Annotated in this window: 13 protein-coding genes; 4 read left to right on the forward strand and 9 right to left on the reverse strand. The window is 48.0% G+C overall.

Going from position 1 to position 20,101, the window contains the following annotated elements; translation table 11 throughout:
• Positions 1 to 2: 2 nt before the first annotated feature.
• A complete protein-coding gene (locus E4K71_RS04770; RefSeq protein ID WP_135077278.1) occupies positions 3 to 404 on the reverse strand; it encodes a hypothetical protein in 402 nt (133 codons plus the stop codon).
• Between the two features lie 151 nt (positions 405 to 555).
• Between E4K71_RS04770 and pyk the strand changes: the two genes are divergently transcribed.
• Both pyk and E4K71_RS04780 read left to right on the forward strand, forming a co-directional pair.
• Positions 556 to 1,971, forward strand: coding sequence for a pyruvate kinase (gene pyk, locus E4K71_RS04775; protein WP_135077280.1), 1,416 nt, complete (start codon positions 556 to 558; stop codon positions 1,969 to 1,971).
• A gap of 2 nt (positions 1,972 to 1,973) precedes the next feature.
• Positions 1,974 to 2,849, forward strand: a complete 876-nt coding sequence (locus tag E4K71_RS04780; protein WP_135077282.1) for an AEC family transporter — start codon at positions 1,974 to 1,976, stop codon at positions 2,847 to 2,849.
• 4 nt (positions 2,850 to 2,853) lie between these two features.
• On the opposite strand, the gene E4K71_RS04785 is transcribed toward E4K71_RS04780, so the two are convergent.
• The 3 genes from E4K71_RS04785 to E4K71_RS04795 form a co-directional block, all read right to left on the reverse strand.
• Complete coding sequence (locus E4K71_RS04785; protein ID WP_135077284.1) at positions 2,854 to 6,324, reverse strand: indolepyruvate ferredoxin oxidoreductase family protein; 3,471 nt, start codon at positions 6,322 to 6,324, stop codon at positions 2,854 to 2,856.
• A 210-nt stretch (positions 6,325 to 6,534) separates the two neighbouring features.
• Positions 6,535 to 7,647, reverse strand: a complete 1,113-nt coding sequence (locus tag E4K71_RS04790) for an HD domain-containing phosphohydrolase (protein WP_135077286.1) — start codon at positions 7,645 to 7,647, stop codon at positions 6,535 to 6,537.
• A 95-nt stretch (positions 7,648 to 7,742) separates the two neighbouring features.
• Positions 7,743 to 9,527, reverse strand: a complete 1,785-nt coding sequence (locus E4K71_RS04795; RefSeq protein ID WP_135077288.1) for a long-chain fatty acid--CoA ligase — start codon at positions 9,525 to 9,527, stop codon at positions 7,743 to 7,745.
• Between the two features lie 88 nt (positions 9,528 to 9,615).
• Here E4K71_RS04795 and E4K71_RS04800 point away from each other — a divergent pair, with 88 nt between their 5' ends.
• Positions 9,616 to 11,379: a M3 family oligoendopeptidase gene (locus tag E4K71_RS04800; protein WP_167730291.1), complete on the forward strand. Its 1,764-nt coding sequence runs from the start codon at positions 9,616 to 9,618 to the stop codon at positions 11,377 to 11,379.
• Between the two features lie 23 nt (positions 11,380 to 11,402).
• Here E4K71_RS04800 and E4K71_RS04805 read toward each other — a convergent pair whose 3' ends face one another.
• Together E4K71_RS04805 and E4K71_RS04810 are read right to left on the reverse strand one after the other, a co-directional pair.
• Positions 11,403 to 13,310, reverse strand: coding sequence for an ATP-binding protein (locus E4K71_RS04805; protein WP_135077292.1), 1,908 nt, complete (start codon positions 13,308 to 13,310; stop codon positions 11,403 to 11,405).
• 7 nt (positions 13,311 to 13,317) lie between these two features.
• Positions 13,318 to 14,292: a substrate-binding domain-containing protein gene (locus E4K71_RS04810; RefSeq protein WP_135077294.1), complete on the reverse strand. Its 975-nt coding sequence runs from the start codon at positions 14,290 to 14,292 to the stop codon at positions 13,318 to 13,320.
• A gap of 208 nt (positions 14,293 to 14,500) precedes the next feature.
• Here E4K71_RS04810 and E4K71_RS04815 point away from each other — a divergent pair, with 208 nt between their 5' ends.
• Positions 14,501 to 16,666: a bifunctional diguanylate cyclase/phosphodiesterase gene (locus tag E4K71_RS04815; RefSeq protein WP_135077296.1), complete on the forward strand. Its 2,166-nt coding sequence runs from the start codon at positions 14,501 to 14,503 to the stop codon at positions 16,664 to 16,666.
• A 6-nt stretch (positions 16,667 to 16,672) separates the two neighbouring features.
• Here E4K71_RS04815 and E4K71_RS04820 read toward each other — a convergent pair whose 3' ends face one another.
• The 3 genes from E4K71_RS04820 to E4K71_RS04830 form a co-directional block, all read right to left on the reverse strand.
• Positions 16,673 to 16,951: a DUF3572 domain-containing protein gene (locus tag E4K71_RS04820; RefSeq protein ID WP_135077298.1), complete on the reverse strand. Its 279-nt coding sequence runs from the start codon at positions 16,949 to 16,951 to the stop codon at positions 16,673 to 16,675.
• Positions 16,951 to 18,036: an HD domain-containing phosphohydrolase gene (locus tag E4K71_RS04825; protein ID WP_135077300.1), complete on the reverse strand. Its 1,086-nt coding sequence runs from the start codon at positions 18,034 to 18,036 to the stop codon at positions 16,951 to 16,953. Before E4K71_RS04825 ends, E4K71_RS04820 begins: the two co-directional genes overlap by 1 nt.
• A 78-nt stretch (positions 18,037 to 18,114) precedes the next feature.
• Positions 18,115 to 20,001 carry a PAS-domain containing protein gene (locus E4K71_RS04830; protein WP_135077302.1) on the reverse strand — a complete coding sequence of 629 codons (1,887 nt, stop codon included), beginning with the start codon at positions 19,999 to 20,001 and terminating at the stop codon, positions 18,115 to 18,117.
• Between the last annotated feature and the right edge of the window lie 100 nt (positions 20,002 to 20,101).

Here is a 20,101-nt window from a genome sequence, read left to right on the forward strand (position 1 = left end):
TTTTATTTCCCGCCAAAAGCCTTAATCGCCGTCAGGTAAAGTCGCGCACGGGTTTCGTCGTCCAGTCCGTTAAGGATGTCTTGCTTGGCTTTGCGCACTTTCATGGCCGAATCAATCAAGGCCCGACGTTCCGGTGTCATTTTACGGGCGGCTTCACGTTTGACCTCGGCCAGCAGTTCTTCATTTTTTGCCAGCATATCGTCCATTCTGACGCCGCTGTTTTCAAGCTTGTCGATGGCATCGTCCAGGGCAATGCGAGAATCGGAGCGGATATCCGCATCTTGTTGTGGCTTGATTTTCGCTTTTGCTTTTTTACCTGTTTTGGACTTCGCCCCTTTTTTCTTTTTATCCTTGGGCTTGTCCATGGCTTTATTCAGCAGCATTTTTTGAAGAGATTCAAACATCGCACTAATATGTCAACTTCATGAAATTTCGATCTGTTTGACATTGTAGCACGAAAATATTGTGGAAATCTAAATGCATCTCGTTATTCTTGACGTAGCTTTATTTTTATCTCCGCCAAACTCAGTAAATGAATAGGTTCTGACCCTTATTATGAAAAGATCAAGAAATGCAAAAATCATCGCAACGTTGGGTCCGTCTAGCTCAACTCGCGTGCGTATCGAACAGTTGTTTACAGCAGGGGCTGATGTCTTTCGCCTGAATTTCTCTCATGGGTCCCATGAAGATCATAAAGAACGTTACGATGCCATTCGCGATGTGGAGAAAGAATTAAACAGCCCGATCGGCATTATGATGGACTTGCAAGGTCCGAAGCTCCGCCTTGGGGCATTTCGTGATGGCAGTGTGTTGCTGGGCATGGGGCGTCGCTTTCGCCTTGATCTGGATATGACACCGGGGGATGTAACGCGTGCACCGTTGCCTCATCCTGAAATTTTTGCAGTGTTGAAACCGGATATGACGCTGTTGCTTGATGATGGCAAGATGCGCCTTAAAGTCATTGAATGTGGCGAAGATTATGCTGAAACCGAGGTTTTGGTCGATGGTACCTTAAGCGATCGCAAGGGGGTGAATGTTCCGGATGCGGTTTTGCCGCTGTCTGCTTTGACAGAAAAAGATATTGCGGATTTGCGTTTTGGCTTGCAGCTTGGTGTGGATTGGGTAGCTCTGTCCTTTGTACAAAAGGCAGATGACATTCGTGAAGCCCGCAAGTTAATTGGTAAAAAAGCCTCCATTATTGCCAAGCTGGAAAAGCCATCGGCTATTGACGATCTGGAAGAGATCATGGAATTGACCGATGCGGTGATGGTTGCACGTGGTGATCTGGGTGTGGAAATGCCGCCGGAAGATGTCCCGATTTTGCAAAAACGGATTATCTCATTGGCGCGTCAAAAAGGACGCCCGGTGATTGTGGCAACACAGATGCTTGATTCCATGGTCAGTGCCCCAGCCCCGACCCGCGCAGAAGCATCAGATGTGGCAACGGCTGTTTATGATGGCGCAGATGCGGTGATGCTGTCAGCTGAAACCGCTGCCGGGGATTATCCGATTGAAACGGTTGAGATCATGGACCGCATCATTCAACGTGTGGAAAGTGATACGCTTTATCGCCGCATTCGTGAATCTGATCGCCATGCCCCGGAAGCAACCGAGGCAGATGCCATTAGTGCGGCGGCCCGTCAGGTATCTGGGACCCTTAAGGCAGCAGCCATTGTGACCTATACGACAACCGGGTCCACGACCTATCGTGTGGCGCGTGAACGCCCGGAAACCTGTATTCTTGGCCTGACACCCAAGGTGGAAACAGCGCGTAAACTTGCCCTTGTCTGGGGCGTTGTATCGGCTGTCTCCCCGGATGCAGCGGATTTTGCGGAAATGGTGAAAGGGGCACGTAAAGTGGCCAAGGCCGAAAAAATCGGTGAGCGTGGTGATAGTCTGGTCGTGACAGCCGGGGTGCCCTTTGGGACGCCGGGGGCGACCAATATCTTGCGCATTGCGACTGTAAGCTAATTATGTTTGGGGAAATCTTTTCCATTTTGGCGCCGGTTTTCGTATGTGTGGGGATCGGTTATGGCTGGTCCAAAAGTGGTCGCACGTTTGATACCCCCATGGTCACAACAATTGTGACTTATTTTGCAACACCTTGTCTGGTCTTTTATGCGCTGGCTAAGGTGGAGCTGGATATGTCCAAGCTCTGGGACATGGGGATGGCCGCGCTTTATGCCAATGTGGCCTTTGCCGTGATCGGGGCGGTGGCCTTGGCAATTTTTAAATTGCCCCAACGTGCTTTTTTGCAGGCACTGACCTGGCCCAATGTGGGGAATATCGGCCTGCCATTATGTCTTCTGGCTTTTGGTGAAGAAGGCTTGGCACTGGCGATTACTTTTTTCACCGTCTATGTGGTGATCCAGCTAACGGTCGGGGTGGCGTTTGTTTCAGGTAGCTTTTCGCCTAAAAGCATTTTGAAAATGCCGATTATTCCAGCCACTCTTTTAGCATCGGTTTTCCTTTTTACTGAGCTTGAGGTCCCGGCCTGGCTGTTTAATACGACCAAACTGATTGGTGATCTGACGATCCCATTAATGCTTTTTACCTTGGGTGTTTCTCTGGCCAGCTTGAAAATTGGCGGGTTGGGTACAGCGCTTTGGTTATCTGTTTTACGCCTTGGCATGGGCTTTGGTGTTGGCGTTGGTCTGGTTGAGATAATGGGGTTAAGCGGTCCCGCAGCTGGGGTGGTGATTTTGGAATGTGCCCTGCCAGCAGCGGTGTTTAGCTATTTGTTTGCGCAGCTTTATGATCAGCGACCACAGGAAGTCGCAGGTTTGGTGATCGTATCTACCTTTTTGGGGTTTGCCACCTTACCTGCGCTTTTATGGTATGTGCTCTAGGAAATTACTGTGCAGCTAGTGGGGCTGCACTTTTTTCCTTAAACTGTTTGATCAATTCTTTCTCACGGGCGCGGACTTCTTTCACCGCCTGTTCCTTGATATGCCCATACCCACGGATTTCACGGGGCAGGTCGGCGATTTCAATGGCAAGGTCAAGGTTATAGGGTTTGAGCTTCTGACAAATTTCTTCCAGAACCCCCATATATTCGGAGATAAGTTCACGTTCCATCCGGCGCTCAGCCGTTTTGCCAAATAGGTCATATTTGCTGCCGCGCAATCCTTTAAACCGTGCCAACATTTTGAAAACAGACAACACCCACGGGCCATATTCCTTTTTATAAAGCTGTCCACTGCGCGGGTCTTTATCAGCCAATAGGGGCGGGGCAAGGTGGAAGGTGAGCTTGTAATTGCCTTCAAACTGATCTTCCAGTTTTTGTTTAAAATCAGGATGACTATAAAGACGGGCGACTTCATATTCATCCTTATAGGCCATGAGTTTTGCCAGTACATGGGCGACGGATTTGGTCAGTTCCTGCGATCCTGTGCCCAGTTCCTGTTCGGCGCGATAGACGCGAGAGACCATATTGGCATAACGTTCAGCATAAGCCTCGTCCTGATAATCGGTGAGGAACTGGATGCGATGTTTGATCAGGGCTTCCAGATCATCCTGAATGAATTCAGGTTTTTCATCGGCAATCAAGTCTAACAGCTTATCAATATCATGGGCGGCCCAACGACCCAGAATAAAGGCGCGTTGATTGAAAGCGACTTTCACTCCATTGAGTTCAATCGCTTTCAGCAGGGAGCCTTCGCTGATGGGGATGAGGCCACGCTGGAACGCATAACCAACCACAAACAGGTTAGACCCGATGGAATCACCCAGCAGTTTGGAGGCCAGTTGGCTGGCATCAAAGAACCAGCTGTCCTTTTCATCAACGGATTGTGCAATGGTTTGTTTCATGGCGTTCAGCGGGAAGGGGGCATCACGATTGCAGGCAAAATCGGGCGTCATGACTTTGTGGTCATTGATGATCGCTTTTGATTTTCCAGCCTTGAGTTTCGCCAAAGCATCATAACTGGCGGAGGTCACAAGATCACAGCCCAGCATGAGGTCAGCTTCACCTGCCGGAATTTTGACGGAATAGATATCTTCCGGTTTATTTGCCAAGCGGATATGGGAAATAACTGATCCATTCTTTTGGGCCAGCCCTGTCATATCGAGAACCGAAACCCCCTTGTTTTCCATATGGGCGGCAATACCAAGCAGCGCCCCAATGGTCACAACCCCTGTGCCGCCAATACCTGTGACGACAATTGAATAGGTTTCTTTCGTATCTGGCAGGATCGGGGCTGGTAGGTTGGTCGTGGCAAATTGATCGTCCTTGATCAGCCCTTCTTTTTTGCGCAAAGCGGCCCCATGGACAGAGACAAAGCTGGGGCAAAAACCATTGACGCAGGAGTAATCCATGTTGCAGGTGGATTGATCAATTTTGCGTTTGCGCCCCAGCACTGTTTCCTTGGGCGTAATGGACACGCAATTAGAAGCCACACCACAATCCCCACATCCTTCGCAGACGGCATCATTGATGAACAGGCGTTGATTGGGGGTATCAACCTGTCCGCGTTTGCGTTTGCGCCGCAGTTCGGTTGCACAATGTTGGTCATAGATCATAACCGATACACCGGGCCAGTTGCGCAGGTCGCGCTGAATTTCATCCAGATCATCACGATGGTGAAAGGTGACATCGGGGGCAAAATCCGTCTTGGTGGGATATTTATGGGGATCGTCAGAGACAATGGCGATCCGTTTGACGCCTTCACCATGAAGCTGCTTGGTCAGGCCCTGAACAGTCAACGGCCCATCAACAGGTTGCCCGCCGGTCATGGCAACAGCGGCATTAAACAGGATTTTATAGGTGATATTGACATTGGCGCCCAAAGCTTGGCGAATGGCAAGAATGCCGGAATGGTAATAGGTGCCATCGCCTAAATTGGCAAAAACATGCTTTTCCTTGGTGAAATGGCTTTGACCGACCCAAGGCACACCTTCACCGCCCATCTGGGTGAAGGTCTGGGTTTGTTCGGCGCGCACCCATGTTGCCATATAGTGACAACCAATCCCGGCAAGAGCGCGTGAACCTTCTGGCAATTTGGTGGATGTATTATGTGGACAGCCAGAACAAAATGTCGGCATGCGCTGGGTTGTGCGTCGTGGTTTTGCCAGCTCTATTTCTTTGGCATCCAGCCATTTGAGGCGTTCTTCAATAGCAGCATCACTGTAATATTTTTGAATGCGGGTTGCAATGACACGGGCGATGCGTGCGGGGGATAGTTCATTGGCACTGGGTAAAATCCAGTCACCTGCATCATCGAATTTGCCATAGACATGGGGACGGTCTTTTTCCAGCCAATTATAAAGCTGCTCTTTCAGCTGGTTTTCAATAACGGCGCGTTTTTCTTCGACCACCAGAATTTCATCCAGCCCTTTGGCGAATTCCTTGATGCCTTCGGGTTCCAGCGGCCAGGGCATGGCAACTTTGTAAAGGCGGATGCCCAGTTCGCTGGCGCGTGCCTGATCAATACCCAGATCACTAAGCGCTTGAAGGACATCCTGATAAGACTTACCCGATGTGACAATGCCAAGTCGTGCCTTGTCGCTATCAATCATAATCTGGTCAAGCTTGTTGGCGCGTGCAAAGGCAAGGGCGGCATAGAGTTTATATTTTTGCAGGCGGTATTCTTGTTCCAGTGGCTTATCCGGCCAGCGAATATGCACGCCGCCATCTGGGAAGGTAAAATCGGGATAGACGGTTTGAATGCGCACCGGGTCCACATAGACAGAGGCGGAGGCATCAACCGTTTCAGAAATGGTTTTCATCCCGACCCAGCAGCCGGAAAAACGCGACATTTCCCACCCCAGAACACCGTAATCCAGAAACTCTTGCACATTGGATGGGTTCAGCACAGGGATTTGGGCATCCATAAAGGCATATTCAGATTGGCACGGAATAGTGGATGATTTGCAGTTATGGTCATCCCCAGCCAAGGCCAGCACGCCGCCATTGGGGGATGTGCCTGCATAGTTGGCATGTTTAAGCACATCGCCGGAACGATCAATCCCCGGTGTTTTGCCATACCACATACCAAAGACACCATCATACATGGCATCGGGGAACAGGCCGACTTGTTGGCTGCCCCATACGGATGTGGCCCCCAGTTCTTCGTTTACGCCGGGTTCAAATTTAATATGTTGTTTGGCAATGAATTCTTTGGCTTTCCATAGCTCACGATCCAGATTACCAAGGGGGGAGCCACGATAGCCGGAAATAAAACAGGCCGTCTTGAGACCTTGGAGTTGGTCACGTTGTCGTTGCAGCATGGGCAGACGTACAAGGGCTTGCGTGCCCGTCATATAGGCTTGCCCACATTCCAAGGCGTATTTATCCGACAGCGTCACATCGCGTTGAATATTCATGGTTCTTCCCTGTGTGTTTTGTTTCTTTATTATGTAAGTATCAGGGGAGAAAATACCAGATTTCAATAGGTAAGTTGGGCTGTCCTAAAAATCGCAAGAAATGAAGTCGTTCCCTTGGTAATCGGGTGAAAAGTTACGTCAAAATGTTTGCAGCATAAACAATGTTGCGTACATTGCGTCGCAGCAAAAATGTGCGTTTGCGGTAGTTTTTTACCCGGCGAAGTCTTCGACAAATTCTTTCTGGATGCGTTCGACTTCATCTATTTGGCTGATGAAAGAGTCCACGCATTCCTGATCCAGTTCTTTGCCAGCCTGATCGCGCAACAGTCCCATGGCCTCTTCATTTGTCCAGGGCTTTTTATAGGGGCGACAACTGGTCAGGGCGTCAAAGATATCAGCAACAGCGCAAATACGTGCTTCCAATGGGATTTCTTCGCCTTTTAGACCCAAGGGATAGCCGGAACCATCCATTTTTTCATGATGCCCAGCAATGATGTTGCGCAAAATATCAAAGTGATTGAGTGCATCCAGATCGAATTCCTGGCTCATCACCGTGATGATATCGCTACCTTTTTGCACATGGGTGCGCATGACATCCAATTCATCGGTATCTAAACGACCGGGTTTGAGAAGGATATTGTCCGGGATGGCGACCTTGCCGACATCATGAAGCGGGGCAAATTGAAAGATATATTCCACCCAGTCTTCTTCCTTGCCATGTTTTGGGGCAAGGTCACGGGCAATCAGGCGGGAAAAGCGGGACATACGTTCCAGATGATTACCTGTTTCTTCATCGCGTTGACGGCTGAATTCCCGTGCGGTTTTGACTGCACCTCTAAAGGTTTTGAGGGTCTGGAGTTCATTTACGACCAATAAAGAAATCACGCCGGCATAGGCTTTGATCCCACTGCGTCGCGCTTCATTGAAATAAGAGGGTTCTGTCGCATTAAAGAACAGAAAACCATATAAGGCCCCTTTAAAGTTGATGGGGATGGTCATGCTGGATAAATAGCCGGATTCCAGTAATTTATCAGTGTGCCTGTTATTTGTCGGCAGCTCTCTTAAGTCATCAATCACCCTTGCATCATGGGATTGGGCAATGTCCTGCAAGGACTTTGCTTCGCTGAGTTGGGCCTCATAAAAGCTGATGGGGGAGTCCCCTTCTGTTGAATGGGCAAATGTTTTCAGCTTGTCCGTTTCACGATCATAAATGGCGATGGCAATGCGGCACAGTTCAGGGTGAAGAGTGCGGATTTCTTCGTGAATTTCGCACAAGCGCTGTGCGATGGAAAGTTCACTGTGACTGAGTACTTTTTGTAACATATGCGCCCTGTTTCAACTTTGTATGTATTTTTTTCATACAGTATAAACGCTGCGCGATATGAAGGCGATTATCCCTATGTATAGGTGGGTGGGGATTATCTATAAAGTTGTGAGAGCGCATCCCCATATTGGGCTTTGATCATATGGCGTCGAATTTTCAAGGTCGGGGTCATTTGCTCATTTTCGATTGTGAAGGCTGTGTCGCTCAGGATAAATTTTCTGACCTTTTCAATATTTGATAGGTCTTGATTGACCCGTGCAACCGCTTTGGCAATTTCATTTTTGAAATCTTCATTGGCGATGATTTGAGCGGGGTCATGATCACATGAGTTTTCTTTCGCCCAGTTTTCAACGAATTCTTCATCCGGTACGATTAAGGCAACGAGATGAGGGCGCTGGTCGCCATAGACCATGGATTGGGCGATTTCACGTTGCAGGGATAGAAAGCCTTCAACCCGTTGTGGGGAAATATTGTCCCCGCCTGAATTGACGATGATATCTTTTTTACGATCGGTAATTTGCAGGAAGCCATCATCATCAATAAAACCGACATCACCGGTATGGAGCCAGCCATCAATAATGGTTTCCTGTGTGGCATTCGGGTTGCGCCAATAGCCCTGCATCACAAGATCGCCGCGCACAAGGATTTCACCATCGGGTGCAATCTTGATATCGGTATGTTCAAGGGCGGGGCCGACGGTCTGCATTTTGATTTTATAGGGGGGATTGACGCTAATGACCGGGCCTGATTCTGTTTGTCCGTAACCTTGCAGGATGCGAATGCCAAGGGCCTGAAAGAAGATGCCCACATCTTGGTTAAGGGGGCCCCCGCCTGATACCATCGCCTTGAGCCGCCCGCCAAAACGTTGGCGCACTTTATCACGCACAAGTTTTTCCAGCACAAGATGTTGCACCGTTCCCCACAGGCCCAGCGGTTGCCCAAGATGTTTGGCCCGGCCCAGGTCATGGGCTTTCATGAAGAGGTTCCGTTTGGTTTCCGGTTGCTGTTCAAGCCCGCGCAGGATTTTGCCGCGCATCATTTCATATAGACGCGGCACGGCAGTCATCAGGGTCGGATGACATTCAGCCATATCAGCAGCCAGTGTATCAGCGCGTTCGGCATAATAAATTTGTGCCCCCAAATAGATGGGCCACATCAGTCCGGCGGTATGTTCGTAAGAATGAGACAGCGGCAGGAAAGAAAGGAAAACTTCATCATCCAAGCCAATGGATTTCAGCAGTTTTGTCGCCCCCTGGCAATTATGCAATATGGCCCGGTGGGGCAGCATGACGCCTTTTGGTGTTCCCCCTGTGCCTGAGGTATAGATAATACAGGCTGTATCTTCCTGTGTCAGGTCACTTGCCTGATGGATGATATCGCTTTGCAGGCTTGCTCCGATGTCCTGCATGGCCTCCCATGTATGAATGGGGTGGGAAAGTTCCTGCTTTAAATCAAACTGTTCCATGGATACCACAAATTCCAGCTCAGCTGCTCCGTGGCTTGCTGGTAATAGAGTTTCGGCCAGTTTCTGTGTGGACACAATGGCGGCTTTGGCCTGTGAATTATTCAGGATATGGCGGTGGTCATTGATGGTGTTGGTGGTGTAGGCCGGAACGGTAATGGCACCAGCAGCCATAATGGCAAGATCAGCAATCCCCCATTGTGAGCGATTTTCAGAAACAAGAACAACACGGTCGCCTTTTTTGATCCCGTGATTTTGCAGGGCACGGGCCAGATGGATGACTTGACTGGCGGCTTCAGACCAGCTGGTGGGTTGATATTGTTGATTGACCTTCTGCCAGACAAAGGGCTTGTCGCCTTTGGTCTTGGCCTGATCAAAGAACATGGAAACCAGATTTTGCCAGCGGTACTGTGTCATGATTATATCTTGGGTTATTGACTTTCACGAGATGAAGCGCCAATTCTACTCGCAAATCGCCGTTTAATTCAAAATGAAAAGATATCTTATGACGACAAATTTACCAACCTGGGACCTCAGCCATCTTTATCCGGCTATTGATTGTAAAGAACTGAAAGATGATTTGGCAAAAGCCAAGAGTTTGGCTTCTGAGTTTGCAGGTAATTATCAGGGGAAGCTTGCTTCATTAGATGGTGCCGACTTTGCTCAGGCACTGCTTGATTATGAGGCATTGGAAGATATTTTAGGGCGTATTATCAGCTTTGCCCAATTGCATTATGCCTCTGATAATTCTGATGCAGCGATTGCGCAATTTTATCAGAATATGCAGGAAGAAATCACAACCCTGTCCAGTCAGGTTTTATTCTTCACACTTGAAATTAATCAGTTGGAAGAGAGCGTTTTGGACACTTTCTTTGCTGATGAGGTCGCCAGCAAATACCGCCCTTGGGTGATGGATGTGCGGGTGATGCGCCCTTATCAGTTGAGTGAGGAAATGGAAAAGCTGCTGCATGAGAAATCCGTTTCCGGCAAGCGGGCCTGGAACCGCCTGTTTGATGAGACTATGGCAAATCTGCGTTTCCCTTATGAGGGGGAGAATGTCACCATTTCCGACATTCTGGATAAAATGTCCTCCAAGGAAGGAAGCGAACGCAAAGAAGCTGCCAAGTCATTTGGGGGTGTGCTGGGGGATAATATCCGCCTGTTTTCCCTGATCACCAATACCTTGGCCAAAGACAAGGCCATTGAAGATGACTGGCGCGGGTTGGAACGTCCGATTTCTGCGCGTAACCTGTCCAACCTTGTGGAAGATGAAGTCGTCGATGCGTTGATCTCTTCGGTGAAAGAATCTTATGGTGATCTGGCACACCGTTATTATGGGCTGAAAGCCAAATGGTTTGGTGTGGACAAGATGGATTATTGGGACCGCAATGCTCCCTTACCCGAAGATGATGATCGCAAGATTGAGTGGGGTGAGGCGAAAGAGACTGTTCTATCTGCCTATCATGCCTTTGATCCGGACATGGCAAAGATCGGTCAGCGTTTCTTTGATGAAAACTGGATTGATGTGCCCCCGCGTGTGGGGAAAGATAGCGGTGCCTTCGCCCATCCGGTGACGCCATCGGCACACCCTTATATTTTGTTGAACTATCACGGCAAGGTGCGTGATGTGATGACGTTGGCCCATGAATTGGGGCATGGGGTGCATCAGGTTTTGGCTGCAGGGCAGGGGGGCTTGATGGCTGATACGCCCCTGACTTTGGCGGAAACCGCTTCTGTCTTTGGGGAGATGCTGACGTTTCGGTCCATGCTGGATGGGGAAGGTGATGCCAAACGCCGTCGTATTATGTTGGCTGGTAAGGTGGAGGATATGCTCAACACCGTTGTGCGCCAAATCGCCTTTTGTGATTTTGAACGCCAGGTTCATGATGAACGGCGCGGTGGTGAACTGACACCGGATCGCCTGGGTGAAATCTGGATGGGTGTACAGACCGAAAGCTTAGGTCCAGCCTTTCGTTATGACGAAGAATATAAACATTACTGGGCTTACATCCCGCATTTTGTCCATACGCCTTTTTATGTTTATGCCTATGCCTTTGGGGACTGTCTGGTGAATTCCCTTTATGATGTGTTTCAAGGCGGTCATGAAGGCTTTCAGGCGAAATATCGTGATATGCTGGGCGCAGGCGGATCCAAACGTCACAAAGAGCTTTTGGCACCTTTTGGTCTGGATGCCAGTGATCCCCAATTCTGGAAACGGGGCTTGAAGGTGGTTTCCGGGTTTATTGATAATCTGGAAGATGTGATCTAAATACAGTTTCTAGGGGCCTGATCCTACGTGGATTGCGGCACAAGGCGTTCTGGGGTGATGGGAATGGATATTGTTGTTCCTTCACCCTTTTCGCTTTCCACACGGATGCCCCAACCATGCAGCTGTACAAGTGATTGAACCAACGGAAGCCCAAGGCCGGTCCCTTCAAAACGGCGCGACATATGGCTTTCTACCTGACCAAAAACCTCAAGGGCTTTTTTAATCTCATCTTTGGTCATGCCGATCCCGCTATCACACACTTGTAAAAGCACTCCGCCGTTATCGGCATGTGAAATTTTCACACTGACCTGACCTTTTTTTTCGGTGAACTTAACTGCATTGGAAAGCAGGTTGATCAGAATTTGTTTCATGCGGGTTTTATCGGCAAAGACTTTGGGGAGGTCATCCTCTATCTGGACTTTTAAAATAACCTGACCTTGTTGGGCACGGTCCTTGATCAGGCGGATACTGGCTTGTGTGACTTCATGGAGGTCAACATCTTCTTCTTCCAAGACCATTTTTCCTGCTTCAATCCGTGAAACATCCAGCACATCGTTGATGACATCGAGCAAGTGAACGCCAGACGTATGGATCGTGGCGATATATTCATCATAGGCATCGGCGTTTTTCACAGGATCAAATATTTTCAGTTTGATGGCTTCGGAAAAACCGATGATGGCATTTAAGGGGGTGCGAAGTTCATGGGACATATTGGCTAGAAATTCTGATTTTGCCCGACTTGCCAGTTCGGCTGTTTCTTTGGCCTGTTGCAAATCCCTTTGGTGTTTGCTGAGGACAATATGAGTTTGATAGATAATGAAAAAGGCAAGACTTACGCAGACAATTGCAACAATGATAATGGCAATTTCACTGGTGTTCAGGGTTTCGCCTAATTCATTTTGGATGCTGACGATGTTATTTTCTGCTGCGGCAACGGTACTTTCTGACAAAATGAAGATCAAATCTGTGAAGTTACGTTGTTCATTCAGTGTTTGAACAATTCTCTCGTTAGTTTTTAGCTCGTTTTCTATGACGGAAAATAGGTTCTTATCGCCAGCAAGATAGCTGTTAAAACGATGTTCCAGCTTTAATAAATTGACCTTGAGGATGGGGTTGCGCATGGCAAGGGGGCCTGCTTCAAACGCGCTGATAGCTTCATGGAAATCACTGAAGGCTTGGATATATTGGTTGCGCAGTGGGGCCAGCATATTTTTATCTGTCATTTCAGCCACACCATTGAGCAAACTAACCATTAACGTCGCGTTGTTTCGCATGCTCATGGCATAATCAAGATTATGCAGGGCGTAATCTGTCAGCCCTGTAATCTTGTCTTTGATGTTTTGCCTTTCATCTTTGGTTGGGGCGGGGGGAAGCCCTCTGCTCAGTTGATGGGCGGTTCGGCTTCCTTCTAGCCGGGTCAGTGAGGTAACACCGTAGATCAGAGGGGAAAGGATATCGTCCATCTCATTTTGCAGGTTATGGACATCCTTCATGATGGCTTCATGTTGGGCGTGTTGATCAATGCGCTGATGGGTGAGTTGGCGTATTCGTAAGGTGAGTTGCCAGACTTTTTCACTATTTTTGACGAAAGCGTTAAATTCAGCGGTGCCTTCCTCATTGCTGAGATGGCGCAGGGAATGGCGCATGTCCTTATAATGTTTTTCCAGCCGGGTGATTTCTTCGGAAACATCCTGATGGGTTTGTTCCAGTGCAATTTTGGGGGCACCGGCTGCAATCAAGGCGGCGCGTTCTGATAAACGGATTGTTGCCGCCATACGTGGTATGGTTTTGCTTGTTGCATTTTCAACGACCCCGCCAAACATATCAAATGCGATTAAGGCAACGCTTGAGGCCAAAATCACAAGAGCGACAATACTGCTAAAGGCAATGAGTAGCCTTGTGCGAATGATATTTGCTTCCCCCTTATTCATTCGCCGCTCACTTAATCAGATTGTGATGTTTTAAGATGGTCGGGGCATTGGCTGGGGTGATGGTATCTGTGGGTAAGGTCAGGCGTTTTTCTATTTTTTCACCACCCAGATGTTTTAACGCCTGACGAATAGCATCGGCACCGGGGGTTTTATAAAGAAAGGTGGCGTCCAGCTTGCCTTCGTGAACCCACATGACACCTTCCCCCGGAATTGCATCAATCCCGATAAAGGCGATGTCTTTTTCTCGCCCGATATCGGATGCTGCAAGATAGGCACCATAGGCCATCGGGTCATTATGGGCATAGACAATATCAATTTTTGGATGTTGTTCCAGTGCATTGGCCGCAATTTCATAGGCTTTATCCTGTTTCCAGTCGCCGTCTTGAGGTTTGTTTAAAATCTGGATACCAGGTTCTTTTGAGATAATTTCCCAAAAACCGTTATGGCGGTCATGGGCCGGGGTGGACTTCATGCCCCCCCAAATTTCAAGGATCGTGCCTTTTGCTTTTCCTGTACCGCCCAATCGGGCAACCACATAGTTTCCAGCTGCGCGTCCGATCAGTTTGTTATCCCCGCCAATGAATTGTGTGTATTTATCATTGCTGATGTCACGATCTAGAACAAAAACGGGAATGCCTGCCTGATGGGCCTTGTTGACGACTTTTGTTAAACCGTCAGCTTCTTTTGGGGAAATCAAAATGGCATCAACCTTGCGGGCAATGAATTCTTCCATATCAGCGACTTGTTTGGGCACGCTATCTTGGCCGTTGCGTACCAGCAGGGTCAGGTTCTTGTGTTTTTCCGCTTCACTGCGTAACTCTTGATTAAAAAGGATACGCCAAGGTTCGGTTGTTGTGGCTTGTGAAAAGCCGATGACATATTTGGTTTGTGCGGTCCCCGCTGTGGCAAAAAATACTCCAAATGCAAACAAAAGGAGGCCGAAAAAGGGAAACACGTTCCGTTGTGGTAAGAAAAGTCCCATGGAACACCTGCCTGTTATGATTGTATTTTATATATTTTTATTAAATAGGATGGACTGGTGGGGAGTCAAAGGTAATCCTGAAAATATATCTTTGAAATTTGTAGTATTTTGCCTTTCAATAAAAAGCTCTTGTTCTTTGTCTTTCTATTGCGCATGATATTTCTTAAATACAAAGAATTACGCCAAAATCACGCCTGAGATTAAGAGATTGACTGAACAAAAAAGACGGAAAAGCGTTCTTTCGCAAATTATTGAAAGTACGCCTGTTCCGACATTCGTTATAGATACGCAGCATCGTATCATCCATTGGAATATGGCTTGTGAAAATGTCACAGGCATTCGTGCTGATAAGATGATTGGCACGCAAAAAGCATGGGTTGCTTTTTACGCTGATGAGCGCCCGACGATGGCGGATATTGTACTGGATGGCAACCCGGACGATATCGAGACGTTTTATTCAGGCAAATACCATAAGTCGGATGTGTTAGACGGTGTTTGGGAGGCCGAAGACTTCTTTCCGCATTTTCCTGATGGCGGCAAATGGCTGTCTTTCAGTGCAACCATTTTAGAAGATGAAGAAGGCCGTGTTATTGGGGCTGTGGAAACATTGCGCGATATCACCAAGCAGAAGAATTACGAAAAGTCTCTGAAAAAAAATCAGAAAATTCTGTCCGAAGTCATTGATGGTTGTCCGGTTCCGATGTTTGTTCTTAATGATGAACACCAAGTCACCCACTGGAATAAGGCATGTGAATCCATTATCGGAACGCCCGCAGATGAGGTTGTGGGGACAAAGGAACAGTGGAAAGCATTTTATGACGAGGAACGTCCCGTTCTTGCCGATTTGGTGATGAACAACAGTTATGATGCCATTAGTGAGTTTTACAAAGGGATCTGGGCAGCCTCCCCGTTAATTGAGGAAGGGTGGGAGGCAACTGATTATTTCCCCAACTTCAGGTCCGGGGCAAAGTGGTTATATTTTACAGCAGCACCGTTGCGCAGTGATGATGGCGAAATTTTTGGTGCAGTGGAGACGTTGCAAGATGTCAGTAACCAGAAACAATATGAAGCCAAACTGGAATTTCAGGCCAACCATGATGCGCTGACGGGGCTTGCGAACCGGACCTTGCTGACAGACCGTATCAAGCAGGCGATTGCGCATGCTGAACGTGATAATCGTTTGTTGTCTCTGTTATTTATTGATCTGGATAATTTCAAAACCATCAATGATACGTTGGGGCATAATGTCGGGGATCAACTGATTTGTGAAACCGCAAAGAAAATTTCCAATGCGGTGCGCACCGGGGACACGGTGGCGCGTTTGGGTGGGGATGAATTTGTGGTTTTGCTGTTTGCTCCGGAAAGTGAAGATCATGTCACTGATATTGTACAGCGCCTGACCGAAGAAGTTGCCACCAGCTTTTGTCATAATGGTCAGGACTTGCATGTGGGATGCAGTGTCGGGGTTGCGATGTTCCCGCAAGATGGGGGGGATGTTGAAACCTTGATGAAAAATGCTGACAGCGCCATGTATCTGGCCAAGGCAACGGAGAAAGGGAGCTTTTGCTTCTTTACACAGGATTTAACAGATCGTGCCCTGCGGCGTTTACAGATTGAAAATGACCTTCATAAAGCGATTGATCGCCATGAATTTTATTTGGAATATCAGCCGATTTATGAATTGGCGACAGGGAAAATTATTGCGGCAGAGGCTTTGCTGCGCTGGAACCATCCGGAACAGGGGCTGATTAACCCGGTTGATTTTATTCATATCGCCGAAGAAACCAGCATGATTGTGGACATCGGTGAGTGGGTGTTACGCACTGCGGCCAAAGAAGCCATGTATTGGCACGAAGAACTGGGCAAGACCTTGCGGATTTCCATTAATGTATCGGCGCGCCAGTTCAGAAATCATGAAATTCATGAAGCTTTGGAACGGGTGTATAATGACATCGGCCATCCCGGCTTTAATATTGAGCTGGAGCTGACGGAAAACCTGGTCATGCATAATCCGGAACGGGCAGAAGAAAGTCTGGCGAAATTACGTGAGATGGGTGTCTGCCTTGCCATGGATGATTTCGGTACAGGCTATTCCAGTCTGGCATACTTGCGCCGTTTCCCCTTTGACATGATCAAAATTGATAAGGCTTTTGTCGATGACCTTGGCAAAAACAAGGAAGCCGAAGCCATTGTGCGTGCCATGTTGGAATTGGGCCGTGCCCTTGGCTTGCGTATGTTGGCCGAAGGGGTAGAAACGGAATTGCAGCGTACGTTTCTGGCCCGTGAAGGCTGTGATGAAGTTCAGGGGTTTCTTTTCTCGCGACCAAAGAAAGTCGAAAATTTCCGAGAGATGTTACGCAAAGAGACCTTTTAATAGACGCTACCCATCCCACAATTGTTCGCCACCGGGCAGGGCACGCCGTGCCTTGATGACAAGTTCGGGCTGGAGGTCTGCCTGATCACAAAAGGCGAGTAAGGCCCCTTCGTCGGAAAGAAGAAAATCAAGAATACCAGCCAGAAAGGCCGGGTCTGAAATTTGTTCTTTCAGGTCATCAACACCTGCCCCGCTTTGTGCCAGAAGCCCATGTAAGGCGCGTTCATCACTGCCGATAAAGGTGATGGCTTGCAGGGCGATAACTTCCGCCTGTTCCTGCTTCATTATTGGGCTGTCTCTTCGTGGCTGTCCTGATGCTCTTCACGGATATCCAGCACTTTGGGCAAAATATCAATGAATTTTGGCACAAGGTTTGGATCAAAATGCGTGCCTGCATTTTCTTTCAGGAACTCAATAGCCTCTTCAATCGTCCAGGCTTTTTTATAAGGGCGCCAGGAGGTCAGGGCATCAAAAACATCACAGATGGCTGCAATACGCCCTTCCAGTGGGATTTCTTCACCTTTTAAACCGTTAGGATAACCCGTTCCATCCCATCTTTCATGGTGGGTCAGGGCAATCGTGCGTGCCATCTGGACCATTTCAGACTCGTTATCTGCCAAAATACCTGCGCCCAAATGGGCATGGGTTTGCATGGTATTCCATTCATCTGAGGTCAGCTTGCCGGGTTTAAGAAGGATATGGTCCGGGATGCCGATTTTGCCGACATCATGCATGGGGCTGGCATAAAGGATCATCTCGGCATGGCGTTCAGAAAGGCCGAGGGCCAGAGCCAAAGCCTGACAGGATTTGGACATGCGGATAACATGTTCCCCTGTTTCGTTATCGCGATATTCACCCGCGCGGCCCAGACAGCGAATAATATCCAGCTGGGATTTTCGCAATTCTGCGGTGGCTTCATGAACTTTTTCTTCCAGCGTATGGCTATATTCTTTTTGTTGTTTGTAAAGGTGGCGAATTTCAAGCGAATTGTGAATGCGCTGAAGCACCTCGGCATGCTGGAAGGGTTTGGTGACAAAATCACGTGCCCCAAGATCAAGGGAACGCAAGCGGGTGTCCATATCTGTCTGGGCGGTTAAGACCAGTACAGGCAGGTAGTCATCCTGATCATGGTGTTCTTTTAATTGTTCCATGACTTCAAAGCCATTGAGCTTCGGCATCTGGATATCCAGCAAAATCAAGTCAAAATCATGTTCTTCATGAAGAGATCGCACCACGGTCGGGTCCGTTGTACTCGTGATATTGTGGTAATCTTCTTGTTGTAGCAGTGCTTCCAAGAGCAATACATTGGAAGGGTTGTCATCAACAACCAGAATTTTTGAGTCTTTTAGTGTCTCTAGTTTTACTGCCATTCGGCTCTCCCTGGCGCCGTCTTTTTCTATTTTCTAGCATACCTGAATGGCGCATGCCAAAGGAGATTAACATAAAAATTAATTTTTATTTGTAGCGACAAGAAACGGCGTGTCTTTGTTGCAGCGCGGTAAGTCGATCCAGAAGCTGCTTCCCTTGTTCAAGGTTGTCGTATATCCAATTTTTCCCCCCATCAATTGGGAAAGGTGTTTACAAATTGTCAGCCCCAGTCCTGTCCCTTCGATCCCTCTGCTATGGGCATTTAAGCGATTGAAGGGTTCAAAAATATCTTCTTGATGGCCTTGGGGGATACCTTGTCCGGTATCTTTGACCTTAATGCGGATTTTCCCACCTTCTTGTTGATGGCAAGAAAGTGTCACCCGGCCCCCTTTGCGATTGTATTTGATAGCGTTTGAGATCAGATGCATCATAATTTGTTGCAGGCGGGCATGATCGGCAAGGACCAGATATTGCGTATCGTCTGATTGTTTGATTTGAACGATGACATCATTTTTACGGGCAAAGTCCAAATTAAGATCAATACAGGCCAGAAAGATTTCCTGCATATCAATTGTTTGCAGGGACAGGCTGACTTTGCCGCTTTCAATCGCGGCGATATCAATAGCCTCGTTGATAAGCTTGAGCAGATGTTCCCCCGCTTTGAACATATGGGTTACAAAGTTCAGCTGCTGTTCATTCAGGTTGCCTTCTGTATTGTTATTCAGAATTTGTGCAAAGCCTAGGATCGCATTAAGGGGCGTGCGTAGCTCGTGGCTCATGGTGGAAAGAAAATGTGATTTCGCCTGACTGGTGGTTTCAATATCTTTCATGGCCTGGCGCAGGACTTCTTCTGCGGCAATGCGTTCTGAAATATCATCAAAGACAACCACCTTGCCACTGACGCCTTTTTCATCCTGAATGGGAGTGATGGTGATCTTGATGGGAAGGCGGCGTTTGGATTTGCAGCGAATTTCGCTTTCCCCATGATAAGGTTTATTCGGGTTAGCCTCATAAAAGGCGTCGTCTTCAATAAGGTTGAGCAAAGACTTGTTCTTTAGCTCATCCGTATCATAGCCCAGCAGTTTTGCTGCAGCAGGGTTGATAAACTGGATAATGTTATGCGTATCCACCCCTAAAATGCCAGCTCCCGCAGCAGACAGGATCAGCTTGTTTTGCTCACTCAGGTTTTGAATAGCCTGTTCTGCCCGTGTGATATCGGACAGATCAACAACCCAGCTGAAAATACGGCGCACCCCGTCAATGGTAATGATTTGGGAGGTCAGCAGCATCGGGAAAGTCTTGCCGTTTTTGCGTTTCCCCAGACAGCGAAAGGTGGTGGGGATGGTATTTTGATGCAGGGCCGCCAGCAGCTCAACCCGGTTATCTGGATTGGCATAGAAATCAAGAACGCTTAAGTCATCTGTATCGTCTGGCTCATAGCCGAAGATTTCAAGCAGACGTGAATTTAGATAATAAATTGCCCCGTTGAGTTCGACAAGAATTGCCCCAACCGGGCTGAGTTCCAGATAGCTGCGAAATTCGGTTTCCCGTTTTTCCAAGGCGGCTTTGGTATTATGGGCTTCGGTAATATCTTCATAAACGGTGACAAGCCCCCCATCAGGCAGCGGAGAGGTGGAAACAGAAATCACTTGTCCGTTGGGGCGTGTGCGTGTGATTTTCAGTTTTTTGCGCAGGCGTAGTTGTTTCAGGCGTTCTTGTAAAATGTCTTCGGAAAAATGCGGGCCGTATTCGCTGTTGGCAATATTATAGCGAATGATATTTTCCAAAGGGAGACCGGGCTTTAGAAAACCGTCAGGATAGCCAAACAGGCTTTGGAAATGTTGATTGTAAAGGCATAGATTGAAGTCAGCATCAAACAGGCTGAATCCCTGATCCAGTTGATCAAGTGCTTGTACAATCAGCCTTGTTTCCGGCGTTAGGTTTTTTAGGCCCGCATAATCAGACATTTGACCCTGTTTAAGTCAATTTATATTCTTGATTTAACCAGGCTAGATTAATTCGCTTTAGCCTTTAGGGCAAGTCTGAGTACCCTGATTTTATGAAAAA

Source organism: Terasakiella sp. SH-1 (genome assembly GCF_004564135.1).
Taxonomy (GTDB): domain Bacteria; phylum Pseudomonadota; class Alphaproteobacteria; order Rhodospirillales; family Terasakiellaceae; genus Terasakiella.

Excerpts from the sequence above, each read along its gene's own strand:
- E4K71_RS04830 (WP_135077302.1), bottom strand. The coding sequence starts at position 20,001 with ATGTCTGATTATGCGGGCCTAAAAAACCTAACGCCGGAAACAAGGCTG.
- E4K71_RS04790 (WP_135077286.1), bottom strand. The coding sequence starts at position 7,647 with ATGTTACAAAAAGTACTCAGTCACAGTGAACTTTCCATCGCACAGCGC.
- E4K71_RS04805 (WP_135077292.1), bottom strand. The coding sequence starts at position 13,310 with ATGAATAAGGGGGAAGCAAATATCATTCGCACAAGGCTACTCATTGCC.
- E4K71_RS04800 (WP_167730291.1), top strand. The coding sequence starts at position 9,616 with ATGACGACAAATTTACCAACCTGGGACCTCAGCCATCTTTATCCGGCT.
- E4K71_RS04785 (WP_135077284.1), bottom strand. The coding sequence starts at position 6,324 with ATGAATATTCAACGCGATGTGACGCTGTCGGATAAATACGCCTTGGAA.
- E4K71_RS04770 (WP_135077278.1), bottom strand. The coding sequence starts at position 404 with ATGTTTGAATCTCTTCAAAAAATGCTGCTGAATAAAGCCATGGACAAG.
- E4K71_RS04820 (WP_135077298.1), bottom strand. The coding sequence starts at position 16,951 with ATGAAGCAGGAACAGGCGGAAGTTATCGCCCTGCAAGCCATCACCTTT.
- E4K71_RS04810 (WP_135077294.1), bottom strand. The coding sequence starts at position 14,292 with ATGGGACTTTTCTTACCACAACGGAACGTGTTTCCCTTTTTCGGCCTC.
- E4K71_RS04780 (WP_135077282.1), top strand. The coding sequence starts at position 1,974 with ATGTTTGGGGAAATCTTTTCCATTTTGGCGCCGGTTTTCGTATGTGTG.
- E4K71_RS04825 (WP_135077300.1), bottom strand. The coding sequence starts at position 18,036 with ATGGCAGTAAAACTAGAGACACTAAAAGACTCAAAAATTCTGGTTGTT.
- pyk (WP_135077280.1), top strand. The coding sequence starts at position 556 with ATGAAAAGATCAAGAAATGCAAAAATCATCGCAACGTTGGGTCCGTCT.
- E4K71_RS04795 (WP_135077288.1), bottom strand. The coding sequence starts at position 9,527 with ATGACACAGTACCGCTGGCAAAATCTGGTTTCCATGTTCTTTGATCAG.